The organism is Kitasatospora saccharophila (genome assembly GCF_039529925.1).
Lineage (GTDB): Bacteria > Actinomycetota > Actinomycetes > Streptomycetales > Streptomycetaceae > Kitasatospora > Kitasatospora saccharophila.
Window position 1 is genome coordinate 60,627 of the sequence record NZ_BAAANS010000041.1, and the last position, 19,496, is coordinate 80,122.

14 protein-coding genes are annotated in these 19,496 nt (G+C 72.8%); 3 read left to right on the top strand and 11 right to left on the bottom strand.

What is annotated here, in order from left to right; all coding sequences use genetic code 11:
• Positions 1–53: 53 nt before the first annotated feature.
• Positions 54–1,907 carry an asparagine synthase (glutamine-hydrolyzing) gene (asnB, locus tag ABD345_RS26885; RefSeq protein WP_344555473.1) on the top strand — a complete coding sequence of 618 codons (1,854 nt, stop codon included), beginning with the start codon at positions 54–56 and terminating at the stop codon, positions 1,905–1,907.
• A gap of 65 nt (positions 1,908–1,972) precedes the next feature.
• Here asnB and ABD345_RS26890 read toward each other — a convergent pair whose 3' ends face one another.
• Together ABD345_RS26890 and ABD345_RS26895 are read right to left on the bottom strand one after the other, a co-directional pair.
• Entirely contained in the window at positions 1,973–2,695 is a 723-nt protein-coding gene (locus ABD345_RS26890) for a beta-glucanase (protein WP_344555475.1), read from the bottom strand.
• Positions 2,696–2,835: 140 nt separating this feature from the next.
• Entirely contained in the window at positions 2,836–3,288 is a 453-nt protein-coding gene (locus ABD345_RS26895; RefSeq protein ID WP_344555477.1) for a MarR family winged helix-turn-helix transcriptional regulator, read from the bottom strand.
• An 80-nt stretch (positions 3,289–3,368) separates the two neighbouring features.
• Here ABD345_RS26895 and ABD345_RS26900 point away from each other — a divergent pair, with 80 nt between their 5' ends.
• On the top strand, positions 3,369–4,289 hold the full coding sequence (locus ABD345_RS26900) for an LLM class flavin-dependent oxidoreductase (protein WP_344555479.1): 921 nt from the start codon (positions 3,369–3,371) through the stop codon (positions 4,287–4,289).
• Positions 4,290–4,342: 53 nt separating this feature from the next.
• Here ABD345_RS26900 and ABD345_RS26905 read toward each other — a convergent pair whose 3' ends face one another.
• Entirely contained in the window at positions 4,343–5,290 is a 948-nt protein-coding gene (locus ABD345_RS26905; protein WP_344555481.1) for a HEAT repeat domain-containing protein, read from the bottom strand.
• Positions 5,291–5,344: 54 nt separating this feature from the next.
• Complete coding sequence (locus tag ABD345_RS26910) at positions 5,345–8,269, bottom strand: FAD-binding and (Fe-S)-binding domain-containing protein (RefSeq protein ID WP_344555483.1); 2,925 nt, start codon at positions 8,267–8,269, stop codon at positions 5,345–5,347.
• A 390-nt stretch (positions 8,270–8,659) separates the two neighbouring features.
• Here ABD345_RS26910 and ABD345_RS26915 point away from each other — a divergent pair, with 390 nt between their 5' ends.
• On the top strand, positions 8,660–9,835 hold the full coding sequence (locus tag ABD345_RS26915) for a magnesium and cobalt transport protein CorA (protein ID WP_344555485.1): 1,176 nt from the start codon (positions 8,660–8,662) through the stop codon (positions 9,833–9,835).
• Between the two features lie 53 nt (positions 9,836–9,888).
• On the opposite strand, the gene ABD345_RS26920 is transcribed toward ABD345_RS26915, so the two are convergent.
• From ABD345_RS26920 to ABD345_RS26950, 7 genes are all read right to left on the bottom strand, one after another.
• Positions 9,889–11,025: a hypothetical protein gene (locus ABD345_RS26920; protein ID WP_344555487.1), complete on the bottom strand. Its 1,137-nt coding sequence runs from the start codon at positions 11,023–11,025 to the stop codon at positions 9,889–9,891.
• Complete coding sequence (locus ABD345_RS26925; protein ID WP_344555489.1) at positions 11,022–11,321, bottom strand: helix-turn-helix domain-containing protein; 300 nt, start codon at positions 11,319–11,321, stop codon at positions 11,022–11,024. The genes ABD345_RS26920 and ABD345_RS26925 overlap by 4 nt, the downstream gene beginning before the upstream one ends.
• Positions 11,318–12,070 (bottom strand): hypothetical protein, encoded by a 753-nt coding sequence (locus tag ABD345_RS26930; RefSeq protein ID WP_344555491.1) that lies wholly within the window; start codon positions 12,068–12,070, stop codon positions 11,318–11,320. The genes ABD345_RS26925 and ABD345_RS26930 overlap by 4 nt, the downstream gene beginning before the upstream one ends.
• Positions 12,071–12,356: 286 nt before the next feature.
• Positions 12,357–13,148 carry a hypothetical protein gene (locus tag ABD345_RS26935; RefSeq protein WP_344555493.1) on the bottom strand — a complete coding sequence of 264 codons (792 nt, stop codon included), beginning with the start codon at positions 13,146–13,148 and terminating at the stop codon, positions 12,357–12,359.
• Positions 13,149–13,234: 86 nt separating this feature from the next.
• Positions 13,235–13,972: a Crp/Fnr family transcriptional regulator gene (locus tag ABD345_RS26940; protein ID WP_344555495.1), complete on the bottom strand. Its 738-nt coding sequence runs from the start codon at positions 13,970–13,972 to the stop codon at positions 13,235–13,237.
• 105 nt (positions 13,973–14,077) lie between these two features.
• Positions 14,078–18,523 (bottom strand): hypothetical protein, encoded by a 4,446-nt coding sequence (locus ABD345_RS26945; protein WP_344555497.1) that lies wholly within the window; start codon positions 18,521–18,523, stop codon positions 14,078–14,080.
• Positions 18,524–18,774: 251 nt separating this feature from the next.
• Positions 18,775–19,473, bottom strand: coding sequence for a sigma 54 modulation/S30EA ribosomal C-terminal domain-containing protein (locus ABD345_RS26950; protein ID WP_344555499.1), 699 nt, complete (start codon positions 19,471–19,473; stop codon positions 18,775–18,777).
• Positions 19,474–19,496 lie beyond the last annotated feature (23 nt).

Below are 19,496 nucleotides of genomic sequence, written 5' to 3' on the forward strand. Positions count from 1 at the left end.
CCACCACCGGGGCGGCGCGGCGCCGGCTCTCCGAGGAAGGGCCACCACCTCGCATGTGCGGGATCACCGGATGGGTCTCGTTCGACCGGGACCTGAGCACGGAACACGCCACCCTCGCCGCGATGACCGCCACCATGGCCTGCCGCGGCCCGGACGCCGCCGGCGTCTGGCTCGACACCCACGTCGGCCTCGGCCACCGGCGGCTCGCCGTCATCGACCTCGACGGCGGCCGCCAGCCGATGGCCGCCGAGCACGACGGCCGCACCGTCCTCGTCACCACCTACAGCGGCGAGATCTACAACTACCGCGAACTGCGCGCCGAACTGACCGCCCGCGGCCACGCCTTCCGCACCGAGAGCGACACCGAGGTCGCCCTGCACGCCTACCTGGAGTGGGGCGAGGCGTTCACCGAGCACCTCAACGGCATGTACGCCTTCGCGCTCTGGGACCCGCGCACCGAGGAACTGCTGCTGGTGCGCGACCGGATGGGCATCAAACCGCTCTACTACTGGCCCACCCCCGACGGCGTGCTGTTCGGCTCCGAACCCAAGGCCATCCTCGCCCACCCCGGGGCGCGCGCCGTCGTCGACGCCGAGGGCCTGGCCGAACTGCTCGCCCTCACCAAGACCCCCGGCCACGCCGTCTACCGCGGCATGCGCGAACTCAAGCCCGGCCACACCCTGCGGGTCCGCCGCCAGGGCATCACCGAACGCCGCTACTGGGCGCTGGAGTCGTACGAGCACACCGACGACCTGCCCACCACCATCGCCACCGTCCGCGAACTGCTCGACGACATCGTCGCCCGCCAGCTGATCGCCGACGTCCCGCTGTGCACCCTGCTCTCCGGCGGCCTCGACTCCTCGGTGATCACCGCGCTCGCCGCCCGCGGCCTGGCCGCCGCCGGACGGGGCCCGGTGCGCTCCTTCGCCGTCGACTTCACCGGCCAGGCCGAGAACTTCGTCCCCGACCAGCTGCGCGGCACCCCGGACGGCCCCTACGCGCACGCGCTGGCCGAGCACGTCGGCTCCGCGCACCGCGACATCGTGCTGGACACCGCCGACCTGACGGACCGCCGCAACCGGGACGCCGTGCTCGCCGCCCGCGACCTGCCGAGCGGCCTCGGCGAGGGCGACACCTCGCTCTACCTGCTGTTCAAGGCGATCCGCGAACAGTCCACCGTCGCGCTGTCCGGCGAGTCCGCCGACGAGGTGTTCGGCGGCTACCTGTGGTTCCACCACCCGGACGCCGTCTCCCACGACGGCTTCCCCTGGATGTACGTCCTCGCCAAGGGCTTCACCGGCGGCACCCCCCGGCTCGGCCCGCACTCCCTGCTCGCCCCCGGCCTGCTCGCCAAGCTCGACCTCCCCGGCTACCGGGACGCCCGCTACCGCGAGGCGCTCGCCGAAGTCCCCCGGCTGGCCGGGGAGAGCGGCCACGAACGCCGGATGCGCGAGATCAGCCACCTGCACCTGACCCGCTTCGTGCAGAGCCTGCTCGACCGCAAGGACCGCGCCTCGATGGCCGTCGGCCTGGAGGTCCGCGTCCCGTTCTGCGACCACCGCCTGGTCCAGTACGTCTTCAACACCCCCTGGGCGATGAAGAACTTCGACGGCCGGGAGAAGTCCCTGCTGCGCGCCGCCACCCGCGACGTGCTCCCCGAGGCCGTCGCCCAGCGGGTCAAGAGCCCCTACCCCTCCACCCAGGACCCGCGCTACGCCGAGGCGCTGCGCGCCGAACTCGGCGAACTGCTGGCCGACCGCGACGCCCCCGCCCGCGACCTGCTCGACCTCGCCGCCACCCGCACGGCCGTCGCCGACGCGCCCGGCACCGACCTGCGCAACGCCGGCGAGGTGGTGCTGCTGCTGGACGGCTGGCTGCGCCGGCACCGGGTGTCGCTGGAGCTGTAGGGCACGGGAGCGTCGGGGCGTCGGCGGGGGGCGGGCGGGTGCGGGCCGCCGCCGGCGCCCCGGGGTCACCGCGGGCGGCGGACGGTCAGGCCGCGGCAGCGCCAGGACAGTCGGCGGGCGTTCGGGCGCGGGCGGCGGTGGCCGTAGCGGCCGCCCGCGACGGACAGGTTGACGATGATCCAGGCCCGCCAGTCGGGGCCGACGCCGCGGCCGTCGGCGTGCACCTCGCGGCCGTCCAGCTCCCAGCGGACCGAGTCGGTGCCGAAGGTGCAGGCGACGGCGAACCAGCGGCCCGGCGTCACCAGCCCGTCCAGGTAGGCCGGGTCGCCGGGGCGGACGTGGTTGCTCAGCTCCAGCAGCCGGGGGTGGTCGTCGTGGTACTCCAGCACGTCCACCTCCCCGTGGCCGGTCTGCGGCCGGCCGGGGGCGGCGTCCCGCCCCCAGGTCCAGATCGCGGGCCAGACGCCCTGGTCCGCCGTCACCTGGCAGCGGGCCTCCAGCCGGTCGCCGGGCCGCAGTTCGAAGCCGCCCGCGGTGCCCTCGGTGGTCACCAGCGGGGTGCGCCAGCTGCCCGCGTTCTCCCGCAGTGCGGTGAACCGGTCCCCGTCCGGGCCGTAGCCGGGCACCAGGTGGTCGAGCTTGTTGTCGCCGGTGTTGCGCCCGCCCGGCGGGTACGCGGAGGAGGCCCCGGCGGCCCACTGCGAACGGTCCGAGAACGGGGCGTCGAACACGACGGGCGCCGAGGAGGGGTCGGCGGGCGGGGACGGGTCGGACGGCGGGGTGGTCATGCGGTCACGCTCCGGCGGTGCGGTGGAGGACGGGCAACCCGGGGCATTCCCGGCGAAACGCCGCGCCATCCCCCGGTCGCCGGGCGCGCGGAAGTGCGCCGGGGCGCGCGGTGGCACGTTGCGGCACGCCACCGCCGGCTTCAGGAGTCCCGGTCGTCGGCGCCGGTGGCGAGCACGCGCAGGGCGGCGCGCAGGGCGGCCGCGTCGGGGGCGGGCAGGGCGGCCAGGAACTCCCGTTCGGTGCGCAGCCGGACCTCCTCCGCCCGGTCGAGCAACTGCCGTCCCCGGTCGGTGAGTCGGACGGTGTTCTTGCGGCGGTCGGCGGGGCTGCGGACCCGTTCGGCCAGCGACTTCGCCTCCAGGGCGTCGACCAGCGCGACCATCGTGGTGCGGTCCACGCCCAGCCGTCCGGCGGCCTCCTGCTGGGAGAGCGGGGCGCCGGCGGCCAGTACGGCGAGCACGGCGAGTTCGCGCCCGTCCGTGCCGAGCGGGGCGAGCGCCCGGGCGGAGGTCTCGGTGTAGCGCAGGTGGGCGTGCTTGAGCAGGTAGCCGAGCCGGTCGGTGAGCTGCTCGGGGCGGGCGTCGCTGGTCATGGGGCGAGGATAGCCGGGGCCGCTGATGTTCACAGGGGGCGATAGTCAGCAGCGCTGACGATCGGCTAGGCTGACGAAACATGGACCGACTCACCCCGCCGGAGGTCACCTTCGGCGTCAAGACCACACCCATGCGCGTCGGCTACCCCGAGATCCTGCGGGTCTGGGAGGAGGCCGACGAACTCCCCGAACTCGTCGACGCCTGGCTCTGGGACCACCTGATGCCCCTCGTCGGCCCCAAGGATGGCGACGTCCTGGAGGGCTGGACCCTGCTCAGCGCGCTCGCCGCCCGCACCCGGCGGCTGCGGCTCGGCCTGCTGGTCACCGCCAACCCGCTGCGCCGCCCCGCGCTGCTCGGCAAGATGGCCACCACCGTCGACGTCCTCTCCGGCGGGCGGCTGGTCATGGGCCTCGGCGTCGGCGGCACCCACCAGCCCGCCGGGGCGGGCGGCATCGCGGGCGAGAACCCCGCCGTCGCCGAGTACGCCGGCTACGGCCTCGACCTGGTGCCGCCCGGCGAGGGCATCGCCCGGCTCGCCGAGACGATCGAGGTGCTGCGCGGCATGTGGAGCGGCGAGGCGTTCGACTACGCCGGGCGCTGGACCACCCTGACCGGCAACCACAACCGGCCGGGCCCGGTGCAGCGCCCCGGCCCGCCGATCCTGATCGGCGGCTGGGGGACGAGACTGCTGCGCCTGGTCGCCGAACGGGCCGACATCTGGAACGTCCCCGGCCCGCCGCACAACGCCGTCGCCGCCGTCGCCGAACGCGCCCGCGTGCTGGACGCGCACTGCGCCGCGATCGGCCGCGACCCCGCGACGCTCACCCGCTCCGTGCAGTACATCGTCTCCTACCAGGACCCGGCCCGGGACCGGGCCGTGCTCGCCGAGCTGATCGCCGCGGGCTTCACCCACCTGGTGCTGAGCCTGCGCGCGCCCTACCCGCCGGGCGTCGCGAAGTGGCTGGTGGAGGAGATCGTCCGGCCGCTGCGCGGGGAGTGACGCGCGCTCGGGCGGCGGGCGTTCAGGCGCGCTGGGGACCAGGCGGAGGGCGTTCAGGCGGTGGGCGGGAAGTCGGCGTCGACCAGGGCGGCCGCCCCGGACGGGTCGTGCCCGGCGCGGCGCAGCAGGCCGTCCAGGAGGTAGCTGCCCGGCTCGGCGGGGTGGCGGACCTCCAGGCGCAGGTCGGCGGAGAAGCGGTCCCAGGCCAGCGCGGCGTCCAGGTCGGGGCGCCGGACGGCCAGGTCCTCCAGCAGCCGCCAGGCCAGCGCGGAACGCTCCTCGCGCCGGGCCGGGTCGCAGGCTTCCAGGGCCGCCGCGATCCGCCGGTCCTCCGGCCGCTCCGCCGCCAACTCGGCCAGCACCGGCAGCAGTTCGGGCCGGCCGAGGACCGCGGCGGCGGACAGCGTCAGCGGGTGCGGCTCCACGTACGTCTCCAGCAGGTCGATCAGCCGGGGCAGCACCGACGCGTCCTGACGGTTGGCCAGGCCGCGCACCGCCTCCTCGGCGACCTCCTCGTCCTCGTCGTCCAGCCGCTCGTGCAGCGCGGCCCGGACCGCCGGGCCGTACGCCTCGCCCAGGGTGCCGAGCCCGAACACCGCCGCGTCCCGCACCGGCGGGGCCGCGTCCCGGCTGAGCGCCAGCAGGGCGCGCACCCGGGGCGAGTCCTGGACCGGCTCGCCCACGAACGGCAGCGCCTTCGCCACCGCCAGGCGCACCTCCCCGTCCGGGTGCCCGGCCAGCTCCAGCAGCACCGGCAGCGCCCGCTCGTCCTGCGCCGCCCCCAGCACGTCCACCAGCGCGGACAGCGCGGGCCCGTCCGGCTCCCGCCCCGCCCGGGGCAGCACGGTGGCCACCGCCCAGGCCCGCAGTGCGTCCGCCCCGGGCGCGGTGCGCGCCGCCTGCCGCCGGTAGCCGGCGGCCCGTTGGGAAGGCTCGGCGGCGGACAGCAGGGCGCCCGCCGCGCGCAGGTCGTCGTCCGGGGCCCGGGTCTCGTCGCTCACCCGCCCGAGTGTGGCCGGTCCGCGGCGCCGCGCGCCACGGGATTACCGGGCCGGTCAGGCCGGGCGGGTGGCCGCCTCCAGGGCGATCAGGACGGAGCGGTACGCGCGGCCGGTGGCGTGGTCCATGCCGATCTCGCACGTCCGGTTGGCGCTCAGGTGGTCGTCGAAGCTCCGGGCCAGCACCTCGGCGGCCTCCTGCCGGGTCGCCGAGGCGGTCAGCTCCTCGTGCAGCAGGCCGCGGTCGCCCGCGAAGCCGCAGCACTCCGCGTACACCGGGGTCACCACCTCGCCGCTGACCGCCCCGGCGACGGCCGCCAGGTCGCCGACCACGTCCAGGTGGCGCATCGAGCAGGTGGGGTGCAGCACGGCGCTGGCCAGCGGGGCGGTCACGGTCAGCCGCGGCAGCAGGCCGGCCGCCCAGCTGGTGGAGTCGACGACGGTCAGCCCGGCGTGGCGCTCGCGGTTCTCGTCGCTCAGGTACGGCAGCACCTCCTCGGCGATGCCGAGCGTGCACGAGGAGGCGTCGACCACCAGCGGCAGCTCGCCGTGGCCGGTCCACTCCCAGGCCCGTTCGACGATCCGGTTCGCCATCAGCGCGTTGCCGTCGTCGTACCCCTTGGAGTGCCAGATGGTCGCGCAGCACGTCCCCGGCAGGTCGGCGGGGATCCACACCGGCCTCCCGGCCCGCCGGGAGACGTCCACCACCGCCTGCGGCAGCGAGGCGTGCCGCCCGTCGCCGGTGGAGTCGAAGATCCGGTTCACGCAGGCCACGTAGTAGACGGCCGCCGCCTCCGCGCGCGGCCCGGTGGGCGGCAGCGCCCTCGCCGCGCCGGACGGGACCTCCGGCAGCCAGGCCGGGACGAGGTCGGGCCGGACGGCGGCGCGGGCCAGGCCGGTGGCGCCGGCCAGCAGCCGGTCAGGCAGGTGGGCGGCCGCGGTCAGCCCGGTGCGGGCGGCGGCCTCCAGCAGCGCGAAGCGGTCCGCGGCCGTCGCGGCGTTCCGCTCCTCGAAGGCGGAGTGCCGCCGGTGCCGGAACTCCTTCATCAGCGCGCCGGTGTCGATGCCGACCGGGCAGGCCAGCTTGCAGGTCGAGTCGCCCGCGCAGGTGTCCACCGCGTCGTAGCCGTACGAGTCGAGCAGCTCGTCCAGCACCTTCGAGCCGTCCCGCTGCCGGGTCATCTCGCGGCGCAGCACGATCCGCTGGCGCGGCGAGGTGGTCAGGTCGTGGCTGGGGCAGACCGCCTCGCAGAAGCCGCACTCGATGCACGGGTCGGCGATCGCCTCGACCGTCGGGATCGACTTGAGGCCCTTGAGGTGGATCTCCGGGTCGCGGCTGAGCACCACCCCCGGGGCGAGGACGCCGTGCGGGTCGAACAGCTCCTTGATCCGCCACATCAGCGCGGTCGCCCGCTCGCCCCACTCCAGCGCCAGGTACGGCGCGAGGTTGCGCCCGGTGGCGTGCTCGGCCTTCAGCGCGCCGTCGAAGCGCTCGACGGTCATCGTGCAGAACGCGTCCATGAAGGCGGCGTACCGGCGGACGTCCTCGGGGCGGGCGGCGTCGAAGGTCAGCAGGAAGTGCAGGTTGCCGTGCGCGGCGTGCCCGGAGACGGCCGCGTCGAAGCCGTGCGCGGCCTGCAGTTCGAGCAGCGCCGTGCACGCCTCGGCCAGCCGGGCGGGCGGGACGGCGAAGTCCTCGGTGATCAGCGTGGTGCCGGACGGGCGGGACCCGCCGACGGCCGTCACGAACGCCTCCCGGGCGTGCCAGTACCCGGCGGCCACGGCCCGGTCGCGGGTGAACTCGTTGTCGGCGGAGGCCACCGGGCGGACCAGGTCCAGCCCCCGCACGACCCGGCGGGCGGCCCGCTCGTACCCGTCGAGGGTCTCGTCGTCCGGGGCCCGGAACTCCACCAGCAGGGCCGTCACCTCGCGCGGGACCCCGGCCCAGTCGGCCGGGACGCCCGGCACCGAGGCCAGCGCGCGCAGCGTGTTGCCGTCCATCAGCTCCACCGCGCGGGCGCCCAGCGCGTTGAAGTCCGGCACGGCGGCCGCCGCGGCCGCCAGCGACGGGAAGAACAGCAGCGCGGTGGAGGTGCGGCGCTCCAGCGGCACCGTCTCGAACACCGTGTCCGCGATGAAGCCGAGGGTGCCCTCGGAGCCGACCACCAGGCCGCGCAGGATCGCCGCCGGGGTGTCGCCGTCCAGCAGCGCGTCCAACCGGTAGCCGTTGGTGTTCTTCAGCTCGTACTTGGCCCGGATCCTGGCCACCAGCGCGGGGTCCGCCTCGACCTCCCGCTTCAGCGCCAACAGTCCCTCGCAGAGCGCCGGTTCGGCCTCCCGCAGCCGCTCGTCGGCGTCCGCCGCGCCGGTGTCCACCACGGTGCCGGACGGCAGCACGAACGTCACCTCGGACAGCAGCCGGTACGAGTTGCGGGTGGTGCCCGCCGTCATCCCGCACGCGTTGTTCGCCACCACCCCGCCCACCGTGGCCACCCGCCCGCTCGCCGGGTCCGGCCCCAGCAGCCGCCCGTGCCGGGCCAGCGCCGCGTTCGCCCGCAGCACCGTGGTGCCCGGCGCGATCCGGGCCCGCACCCCGTCCGGCAGCAGCCGGACACCGGTCCACGCGCGGCGGACGTCCACCAGGACGTCCTCGCCCTGCGCCTGCCCGTTCAACGACGTCCCCGCGGCCCGGAACACCAGGGTGCGGCCGTTGCGGTGCGCGTACCCGAACACGGCCGCCACGTCCTGGACCGTCTCGGCGAGCACCACCACCTGCGGCACGAAGCGGTACGGGCTCGCGTCGGAGGCGTACTTCACCAGGTCCGACACCTTGCTCAGCACCTTCGCCCCGCCCAGCAGCTCCGTCAGACCCGCCCGCAGCGGCTCCGGCGTCCCGGCCGCCCGCGCGTCCGGGACCTTGTCCGGCGAGTCCAACAGCTCGGCGGGGCGCAGCAGTTGCGGGGACGGGACGAAGAGCGGCACGGCGCAGGTCCTTCTCGCGGAGGTCCGGGGGAGGGGCGGGGACGGTCCGTCGACCCGCCGCGCCCAGCCTGGCACCCCGACCGGCCGGAACGGCCGCACGACGCGCGGGGCTAGACTGGGCCGCGGTCACGACGCCCCCCGGGCGTCCGGGAGGCGCAGGAGGTGAGAGCGGTGGAGTGCAGTAGTCCGGGCCGAAGTCGGCCCCGCTCCGGGAAGTTCCCACCCGTTCCCGGCCCCCGGCAGCACCGCCCGCGCCGCGCCGCCCGCTGAACCCCGCGTTCCGCACCGGCCCCGCCCCGCGCCGCGTCCGCCACTGGGGCCCGCCGCCCATCCCGCTCCGCCCCGCTCCTCGGCCCGGGACCGGCGACACAGACCCGTGGAGGTACCGCCGTGTCCGACTGGCGTGTGCGCGCCGTGCGCGCGAGCAAGCGACCCTTCAGCCGCACCCCCGCCCGGCGCCCCGCCGACCGCGCCGCGGCCCCCGAACACTCCATGGACCCGCGCTCCGACCAGGACCACGACACCGACCAGCCCGGCGCCCTGGAACGCTCCGTGGTCGACGCCGCCGTCTACCGCGACGGCCACCGGATAGAGGCCCCCGCCGGCCTCGCCGAGATCTACCGCGAACTCCCCGGCAAGCCCGGCACCATGGCCTGGATCGGCCTCTACCGCCCCGCCGAAGCCCAACTCGTCGAAGCCGCCGAACAGTTCGACCTGCACGAACTCGCCCTGGAAGACGCCATCGTCGCCCACCAGCGCCCCAAGCTGGAACGCTACGGCGACACCCTGTTCGTGGTGCTGCGCGCCGCCCGCTACCTCGACGACGTCGAGGAGGTCGACTTCGGCGAGATCCACCTCTTCGTCGGCCCCGACTTCGTCCTCACCGTCCGGCACTCCCAGTCGCCCGACATCTCCATGGTCCGCAGCCGCCTCGAAGCCGACCCCGACCTGCTCGCCCTCGGCCCCGAAGCCGTCCTCTACGCCATCCTCGACGCCGTCGTCGACGGCTACGCCCCCGTCATCGCCGGCCTCCAGCACGACATCGACGAGATCGAGACCGAGGTCTTCGGCGGCGACCCCGAAGTCTCCCGCCGCATCTACGAACTCTCCCGCGAGGTCATCGAGTTCCAGCGCGCCACCGGCCCCCTGCTGGAGATCCTGCGCGCCCTCGAAGGCGGCTTCCAGAAGTACGGCACCGACGAGGAACTCCAGCGCTACCTGCGCGACGTCGCCGACCACGCCACCTACGCCGCCGAACGCGTCGACGGCTTCCGCCAGATGCTCCAGAACATCCTCACCGTCAACGCCACCCTCGTCTCCCAGCGCCAGAACGAGGAGATGAAGCAACTCGCCGAAGCCGGCCACGCCCAGAACGACGAGATCAAGAAGATCTCCTCCTGGGCCGCCATCCTCTTCGCCCCCACCCTCATCGGCACCGTCTACGGCATGAACTTCGAGGAGATGCCGGAACTCCACTGGGTCTTCGGCTACCCCTTCGCGATCGGCCTGATGGGCGTGGTCTGCGTCAGCCTCTACCTGATCTTCAAGCGTCGCAACTGGCTGTAGCCGACACCGGCGGGGCCGGGCCCGTAGTGAGGGTCGGCCCCGCCGATCGGGCGCTACCCGGTGCTGTCCGGCAGTAGCTTGCGGGCCTGGTCGGCCCATGCGCTCATAAGTGCGACGATCGAACGCAACTGCTGCAGCGCGCCGGAGATGTCCTTCACAGGTTTACGCAACTGCCGGCTCATCAGGTGCATGCGGCCGATAGCCGTGATCAGGGTGGTGAGATCGGAGAGAGAACTTCCGATCCCTTCGTCCATCGAGACGAGTTGTCCGAGGAATTCGCGGGAATCCTCGTCGAGCTCCTCGGAGTCCGTCGTTCGGACGATCTCCAATGCCGTCCCTATCCCGCTGTCCAGGGTTGCCATCCTGGTCACTAAGTTCTGTGCGGCGATGTGCATCTCGCGAGCCGGTGCGGTGAGCGCGTCAGCGAGCCGTGCCACTGCCGCGAACCGTGCGCTCGCCGGTGCATTGGCTTGGGTGAGGTCGAGGACTTCGGCGTTGTGCCGTGCGGTCAGCGTGCCGATGGTCTCGACTGCTCCGGTGAGCGTGCCCAGCTGTCCGGTCAGTTCGGCCAACTCGTTCTCGATGGTCACGAAGTCGTCGAGCAGGCCCGGCCGGTCGTCGTCCTCTTCCTCTCCCCGTTCCGTCTCGCCGGGCTGCTCCGGCACCGGGGAGCCGGCGAGCTGGATCGCCCGCAACACACGGGCGGGCGTCAGGAGTTCGAAGCCGTCACGGAGGCCGGCTGCCAGGGCGCCCTCGATCAGACGCCGGGTCCCCGCGAACGAGGTACGGGTCCGTTGGTACTTGATGGTTCGCACCGATGCAATATCGAAGGGCAGTTGGCCGTCCTCCCCGATGTGGATGACCGGACCGCCTCCGAGATGGCGGAGCCCCAGCTCGTACATCACGTTGGGGTTGCCGCCGCTGACGTCCGCGACTACCAGGTCGGACTCGATGACGTGGCGACAGATCTGCTCGTTGATGTCACCGGGACTGGCGATGCCGTCCGCGCGCAGGGCGGTGATGCCGAACTTCGCACAGGCGGGTGCGATCACTTCCTCGAACACCTCCAAGTGGTGCTCGTACGCGTCGCGTTCGAGGCTGCCGTGGGCGGCGTAGGAGTTGCCGATCGGGCCGATCACGAAGCACTGCCGGGGCCGGTCGGGCTGCTGCTCCAGGGGCGGCGAGGTCATGCGGAGTCCTCCGTTCCGAGTTCGTCGAGTCGGGCGGCGACCGCAGCACCGGTGGCCAGGTCGGACGCGTACACCGGGCGTTCTTCGATGCCGAGCGAGCGCAGCAGGTCGGCGGTGGCGATGCGGTACTGCCTGCCGACCCGGAGCACGGGGCACGGGAAGGCGTTGCGGCGGACGAGCCGGTACGCGGTAGCGGGGCAGACACCGACCGCGCGGGCTGCCGTGCGCAGGTCGATGCTCAGGGGCAGGTCGAAGGCTTCGGCGAACCCCATTGGCGGGTCGGATCGGGTACTCATCGCTGCCCCTGGACGAGTCGGAGTGCCAGGGTCCCGACGAGCCGTGCCTCGTGGTGTCGGCGGGCCCGGAAAGCCAGTTCGGGCAGGCCCGTGTTGTGAGCGAGCGCGCCGAGCCGCTCGCCCTCCATCCGGTGCTGCGGTCCGGTGAACCGGAGAGTGGCGGACAGTTCGGTCGGACAGGGAGCCGAAGCCATCTGCGATTCCGGCTGTTTGTCGTGGAGTTGGCAGGCGATTGGTGACGGTGCGATGTTGCGCGCCCGAGCGAAGCGGCTGATATCAACGACCGGGATTTCCTTTCTGGCCCGGGAGGCGTACGTCCACATCTGCCTGATCCCGCCCCTGATCAGCAGGCTGCCGACGCAGGGCGTTTCCGGATCTGCGACAGCAAGAGCGGTGAGGATGCCCAGGACGGCCTCCGCCTCCAGGTCGGAGCGTTCGAGCCGCCAGAGGTCCAGGAGCCGGTACAGGTGTCGGTTCATCCCGGGCAGCGTCAGCCAGACCAGGAGCAGCGTGCGCATGCCGGGGCTCTCCCGGGACTCGGACCGGGCGTCGGTGACTGCCTGCCGCCAGATCTCCGGCCGCAGGGCGTCGTCGTGGTGTGGTCGGTAGAGGGCCTCGCGGCACTCCGCGGGGGAGAGGCACAGTTCCCCGTCGTCCGTGCGGACGGTCAGACGGGGCTGCCCGGCCTCCGGTTCGGCCAGCAGGGCACGGCTGATGCGTTTGAAGGTGAACGGGGCCGTCCAGCTCATCGGTTCTCCTCTCCTACCGGGTCGGGCCCGGCAGTCGACAGGGCCTGGGCGGCACGCGCGCAGGCAAGGGAAAGGCGCTGGAGTGCGGACCGGAGTCCGGCGGTGCGCAGCACCGGAAGCGGTACGGGCAGCGCCGGAGTGGGGCGGCGGCCGGGTGGTGCAGCCGTTGCGGGGGTGGAGTGGATGTGGATGCCGCCGTAAACCGCGTGTCCGACGTTCACTCCGTGCTCCAGCCACTGGATCCGGCCGCCCCCGTCGGTCGGCGGGGCGGTGCCCGGGCGGGCTGTCACCCGAGACGCCTGGCGGCGGCGTTGGAGGGAAGGGGCGCGGGCCTGATGGTGATGGCGCCGTGCACGTCCCGTCCCACGGCAGCGCCGTGGCGCACGTGCTGGGTGAGTGCGGCCGCGGTCGGGAAGTCGTTGGCCGAGGCCGAAGGCGGGTTGAGCGGGAGGTCCGTGAACTCGCGCAGGTCGTCCGCTCCGTGGCCCGGGACCCGGATCCAGCCGTAGGAGAGGAACTCCTTGATCCGCACGTGGACGCGCCGGTACTGGGCGGGGTCGAGACCGGGCTGTCCGGAGCGGACCACGTCCTGGTAGAGCCGGTCGGAGACGATGACGGCCAAGTCCGCGGCCAGGAGGCCGGCCAGGACCGCCTTCAGTTGGTGCGCGTTGACGTACCGGGCCACGGCGACCGGTGCCGGTCCCGCGTGGCCGAGCGCGGCGGTCGTGGCGACGCCGGAGTCGATCGCCAACCGCATTCGCAGGCGCGGCCCCTCCGCCCGGGCGTTGAGCATCCGCAGGCAGACCGCGAGGTGGTGGACGAACGGCCCGAGGACGACCGCCTCCGGAACGTCTGCCGGGAGGACGTCGAACTCCGCGTCGCCCTGGGGTTGGCGCTCCCAGCCCGTGCGGTCCAGTCCGGAGCGCCGGGCCGCCTCGTCCAGCAGTCGGACCAGGTCCGTCTGGACGGTGGACTGGGCCAGGGTGTCGAGGCGGCTGTACTGCTCCACGTCCACCGCCAGGCACAGCCGGCGGTGCGGGGTAGTGCCCGAAGGCAGGAGGCAGGGGCTCTTGTTCATGGCAACTGGCCACCTTTCCAAGGGGATTGGGTGCGGTGCACGCCAACTGTGGAGGAGGGGGCCGCGATTGCCGCAGCATCATGCATTTATGCGGAATGCTTGACAGGGGAAGGAGCTGCATCCAGGAGCGCGGTCACGCGTAGGCGGTCCATATCGCAGACATGGGTCCGCCGTTCGCCCCTGGTGATCAGTTCCAATCGGCTCAGTTCGGCGAACGCCTCTTGTACGGCGCGTACCTTCGCGCCGGCGAGGGAAGCGAACTCGGGTTGTGTCAAGTTCACCTCGATGCGGTACGTCTTCCGGGGCGGGCTTCCGCGGTCGGGGATTCGGGTGCCATACGAGTCCGCGAGTTCGACCAGGACCCGGGCCAGCCGGATCAGGACCGAATACGCGCCGAATTCCAGCCGCCGACGGTCGGACCTGCGCAGACGCTCGCCCAGGACCTGGTGGAGGGCGATCATCGCCTCGGGATGCTCCCGGAGGAAGAGCAGCAGATCGGGCCAGGCGATGACGCGGGCCACGCCGTCGCAGCAGGCCGTGACGGTGGCCGTTCGCGGCCCGCAGCTCATCGCGGCGATCTCGCCCAACAGTTCGCCGGAGACCTTGATGTCCACGAGCGAGGTCTTGTGGTCGTCGATTCGGCGGGTGACTTTCGCCGATCCCTGGAGGAGTAACCACACCTCCTGTCGGCCGTCCCCCTCCTCGATGAGGACCTGTCCGGAGGTGAATCGCCGGGTGCAGCCGATTCGATCCAGGGCCTTCCGGGCTTCAGCGGTGAGGGAACGGAGGAAGGGAGAACGGCCAGTCGACCGGGAGTCGTCCATGCATTCAGCACAGCACGGCGCATCCGGCCGGAACAGGTGTTTCCCACCCCGGCCGTACGTGCGCCGGGGGCGTACGGCAGCATGCGGACGGATCGGGTACCGGGGTCAGTCCCGGTCGGCCGCGGTGATCGCCTCGGTGACGCCGAAAGCACCTTTCAGCAGCAATCCGTCCAGCAGGTCCAGGATTTCGGTGCGCCGTACCCTCGGCGTGGCGCGGGCATGGGCCCTGACCAGTAGTTCGCCGATGTGGTGGGCGTCGGCAGCCGCCCTCGTGCGGATGTCCGCCGCGTCCTTGCCGAACACTTCGAGGAACCGGCGGGCACAGGTCAGAGCCAACTCGTCGATCCGGTCCGGGGCGTCGTCGAGGGTGATCAGCAACTGGGGTAGGGCGGGTTCGAACGCACGCGACTCCATCAAGGCGTTCAACGTCGCGCGTACCGGTACCAGACGGTGTCCACGCAGCGCCACGGCGACGGTGGCGGCGGCTTCCCGGACGTCCTCGTCAGGGTGGTGGAAGAAGCGGACCAGTGCGTGGTGGGCGAGGGCCGCGTCCCCCGCGTGCGTGAGGCGTTGCGCGCACACCTCGGCGGCGCCCTGCATCCGGGCACCGTCGTTCCCGGAGAGGACCGCGGCCAGGAACTCGTTCGTCTCCCAGTCCAGCGCCGCGAGGGCGGCGACCTGGCCGCCGGCCTTCCGCACCGAGGCGGCCTCGGAGTGCAGCATGCGGTGGATCACCGGGTGTCCTGCCACCGGATCGCCGTGGCACAGGGCCACGAACAGGCGCAGCACGAAGGGCGAGGCCAGCAGTGGATCAGGAGCCTGGACGAGCACGTCGAACGCGCGGGCCACGGTGTCGCGATCGTGGCGCAGCGCGGCATGCAGCAGGTGCGCCACGCAGGCCCGGACCGCGAGGGAGGGGTCGGCCGCGAGCTGGTCCAGGTGCGGCAGGACCAGAGCGGCGCGGCCACCGTCCGGGTCGGCGAGCAGGAGGTTTCCCAGGCTCTCGGCGGCGGTGCCGCGCACGGTGTTGATGCCCGAGGTGACCAGATCGCGGTTGACGTCCTCCAGCACCGCGGCGGTCGCGGCAGGGGTGGGATCGCCGGAGTCCAGGGCGCAGCGCAGGAGTACTTCCACCAGGTCCAGTGGGACGGCGTCCAGGTGCCTGCGGACCGCCCAGCCCAGCCAACGGTCGTGGGCGGGTTTGCGCCCACGGGCGAAGTGGCGGACGGCGGCGAAGAGCGGCGCCGGGGCGTCGAGCTGCTTGGCGTCGCCGAGACCGCGGAGCAGCGAGGAGCCGTAAGCCGGATGCGTACCGGCATCGATCCGCAGCGCGAGCCGGGCGAACCGGGTGGGGTCCTGCTCCGTCGCGCTGTGCAACACGTGGGAGAGCTCGTAGGCACCGCCGGTGCCGGTCGACCAGTCGGTGCGGTCCTGGCTGTGCTTCTTCAGCGCGGCCAACCACTGGTCGTCGCTCATCTGCCGGGCCGATTCCGAGGGGATCGGAGATCGGGCGAAGCCGACTGTCATCGCCTGCGGCGCCTCCGGTTCCATCCGGCTGAGCAGGCGGCGGAGTTCGTCCAACCGTCGTCCCGCAGGGGTGGAGAGCCGGTCTTCGGGCAGGGCGGAGAGGAGGGCGAACTCGTGCCAGGGCGACAGCTCGCCGTTGTACGGGAGGCGTAGGTGCAGAATCAGCCGTTCAAGGTCCGCGAGCGTGTCATCGGGCAGCACATCGCCGATGGCGACCAGGAGGTCACGTGCGCCCCAGGTGGAGTGCGACGCATAGCCCACGAACAGTCGGTGTGTTCCTCTCAGTAGGAGTTCGGCCGACCACGGTGCGAGTGGGGCCCCGATCGAGGAGAGCGTCCGGTAGACAAGCCAGAACGCGGCCTCGAACGGGGCAGCCGCCAGTTGCGCCAGGAGCCTGCGGGCTCCGGCGAGGTCCCGTTCCGCTACTGCCTGCAGCGCGGCGGCTGCACCGTGGTACAGCGCTCCGGCAAGGTCATCGGGGTGGTCGCCGGGATACCGGTAGGCGAAGTGCCCGTCATAGGCCGGACCGCCACCCTGCCTGGGTACGGCGGTCGCGGCCATGACCCGCAACAGCATCGGCAGGACCTGCGCGCAGTACTCCGCAGGAGCGCCGAGCGCGGCGGCGGTGATCACCTCCACCGCAGAACGGTCCCGGACGGTCAGGGCGGTCATCCGGCCCCGGTCGTCCAGGTGGAGCGGGCCGGAAGGGACGGCCAGCTGAGCGTCGATCAATTCGACAGCCCAGGTCGGGTGCTCGTCGACGAAGTCCTCTGCCGCCAGCCAGACGAGGTGCTCGCGGCCTGCGAGGTGCCCCGCCCGCAGGGCGCCCAACAGGAGGTCGAAGAGGAGCCGACTGCCGGAGACCTTCGCGAAGCGGACAATCCAAGCCAGCCAGGAGCCGAACTGCGGGTGCGCGGTGTGCAGTGCCAACAGGCGGGCCGCCCGGTCGGGGAACTCGGCGGCGCCGGCGCCCATCAGTTGGACTGCCCACTCCTGTTCCCGGGCATCGGCGCTGCTCAGCCAGTCGTCGATCGCCGCCTCGTCGTCCGCCCGGCGGAACCACTTCGGGCCCCGGAGCGCATTCACCAACTGCTCCAGGAACGGGGGGCGGGTGTCCAGGACCCGGGCGACCACGGCCCACTCCGCGGGCGTGGGATCTGGCAGTCCGCGCAGGACGGCGAGCACCACTTCCTTCAGGTGGTAGCGGATGCTGGGAGCGATGAGCAACGCCTCGACCTCCTCGACGAAGCGCTCCTCGTCCTGCTCCCGCAGGTGGTCGAGGACCTGCCGCACCTGGCCGCGGCGGAACAGTTCCTGCTCGGCACCGGTGAGGAACTCCACCAGGTTCTCGTTCCGCCCGAGCCAGTTCCGGGCGAAGGCGTAGTCGAAGAAGCTCTCGTGGAAGAACGCGAGCTTCCGTCCGTCCCGGACCAGGACGTTCTCCGACACCAGGACCTTCACACTCGCGGCAAGGTCGTCCGTGTCCAACACGCTGTCCGGCACGAACAGTTGTTGGCGGTTGCTCATGGCTGCCACGACTGCCGAGACCACCCGGTGGAAGTGCACCGAGGGTAGCCGAAGTTCGCACTGGGCCCGTTTGAACTCCCAGAACTCATCCAGGAGCTGCCGGGTGGAACGGATTCCGGTGAGTACGTCCGACCGGTCCGGGATCTGGGCCAGTAGGAACAGGTGCAGGGGGGAAGAGAGCATCGCACGCTGTGAGGGTGTCAGTCGGCCCTGATCCAGATCCATACCGGTGAGCGCGGCGTCGACCTGGACGGTGGTGAGCGGACCGACTTCGAGTTGCGCCGACTCGTCAGCGGAGGTGAGTTCACGGATCCGAGGGTCGGCCTTGGCGTCGAAGGCCCGGCAGACGAGAACGACCCGCATGGCCGGGAACGCGGCCGCTTCGCCGAGCAGGTCGGTCACCGGGCCGAAAGCCTCCGAGCTACGACCCGAAGCCAGGCTCACCGCGTCGAGTTGGTCCACGATCAGCACACAGGGGCGGCCTGCCGCGGCAGCTCCGAGTGCGCCGACCGGAGAGCCTGGCAGGCCGATGCGCAGGCCGAGTTGGTGGGTGGAGTCGAAGGCTGCCAACCGGTCCAGGCGGAAGGCGAGCACTGGCGTGCCCGATGCGATCAACGTTTCGATCGCCTGGTGCAGTACGGCGCTCTTCCCGCCGCCTGCGGTGCCCGTCAGCAGAGTGAGTCGCGGGGAGTCGGCCGTGACTCGTTCGACCAGCAGGGCCGCTTCCGTCCGGGGGATGACCGGCCGGAGCAGAGCGGATTCCACGGTCGCCGTCCATCGCCGGGTCGCCGTGGCGACCTCTTCGGCCATTGTGGCGCTCTCCGACCGGCCAGCCGGCCGGAGCCCGTGCGTTGCCAGGCGGGCGGTGATCGCGGGGGCGTCGAGCGTACTGCCGAGACTGGTCATCAGGACGTCGCCGAGGGTCAGTGCGGCAGAATGCCCCGGTGCGCCGGTGAGGATCTGTTCGGCGAGCACCGCATTGGTGTCGATGAGGTCCCGTTCGTTCGGCCACTCCATCCACAGCCCGCGCAGCATGCGCCAGGCTTCCTCGGCCGAGCCGTAGACGGCAGCGGAGGCGAGGGTGTCGAACTGGCTCCCGAGCCCGTCCGAGAGCCACTCCCGTCGGAAGGCCGCGGCGTCGTCGGACCGGCGTGCACGGTCGGTGAGCTCCTCGATCGCCCGAGCGGGGACCGTCGACACGAAGTGGAAGGTGCGACCGCCGTCGACGTGGGTCCGCAGCGCTTCCCAGACGCCCTTATCGCGGAGTGAGAGCACGTTCCAACTGTTCGCGTTCCGGTTCTGCCGCTTCACCTGGTGGGCCTGAGTCAGGCCGTCGCGCCGGTAGAGGAACTCGATGCCGTCGCCCAGCGGGGAGGCCGGTTCGAGGACGATCGAATCACCCCTGCCCAGGAGCACGTTCAGGGCTTGGCGGACCGTCCACGCTGCCTCGTAGCGGTTGCCGAACTTGTCGGCCTCGCCGCCCGGCCGTGGTGTCACTGTCTCCTCCTGCCGACGTGCGGTGCTGGGGCCGCAGTGTGCCCGGAGCGGACCGTACGGCCCGTGCGGCAGGGGTGGGGGCGGGTGTCCGAAGTTGGTTCGGATGTGAGCGAGGGGTTTCATGGTGGGGCGGTTGGTGATCAGTACGCCCACGTCGGGCAGTACTGGACGTGCAGGGCGTCCAGGGGAAGGGGCCGTGGGTAGTGGGGTAGCGGGTGGGGCGGCCCGGGCCGAGGCGGGCGCGCGGGTTTTCAGGCCGGGGTGAGGAGGGTGAGGTGGCCGTCGAGGCGGCGGTAGAGGACGCGGCCGCGGTGGGTGGCCGGGTCGGTGTAGAAGAGGTAGGGCAGGTCGGCGGTGGTCAGGCGGGTGGCGGCCTGCCGGTCGGTGAGCGGCGGGGCGGGGTGCGGGCTGAGGGTGAGCGGGGTGGCGCGGTGGCGGGGCGGGCCGGCGGGGAGGGTGCGGGCCAGGCGGTAGCCGGTGGGGCCGATCCGGTGGACGACGGCGTCGGTCTCGGTGGCCGGGTCGGTGAACAGGTGGATGTCGTAGTCCATCGCGTCCAGGGTGCGGACCGCCGCGTCGGGTGAACACCACACCAGGACGGGTGACTTGACGCGGACGATGCGGGTGGAGAAGGACGCCGGCGGGGTGGGTGCGGCGGCCGGCCAGGGGCGGGGGCGCCAGCTCGCGGAGACGGAGCGGACCCGCTGGCGCAGGCCCTCCGCGAGCCGTTCGGCGGCCTCGCCCGCGGTCCGGGCGGCGAGCTGGACCCGGACCCGGCGCCCGTCGACCTCCGCGTTGACCTGGGCGAGCACCCGTTCCGGCCCCGCGGTGAGCCGGACCCGGACGGCCTCGACCAGGGCGGAGGCGTCCCGGCCGGCGGCGGTGATCCGGGCCCGGGCCAGGGCGAGCGCGTCACCGGGCAGGGAGAGGGAGAGGGAGGAGGTGGACACGGCGGGTGCTCCTTCCGGGAGGG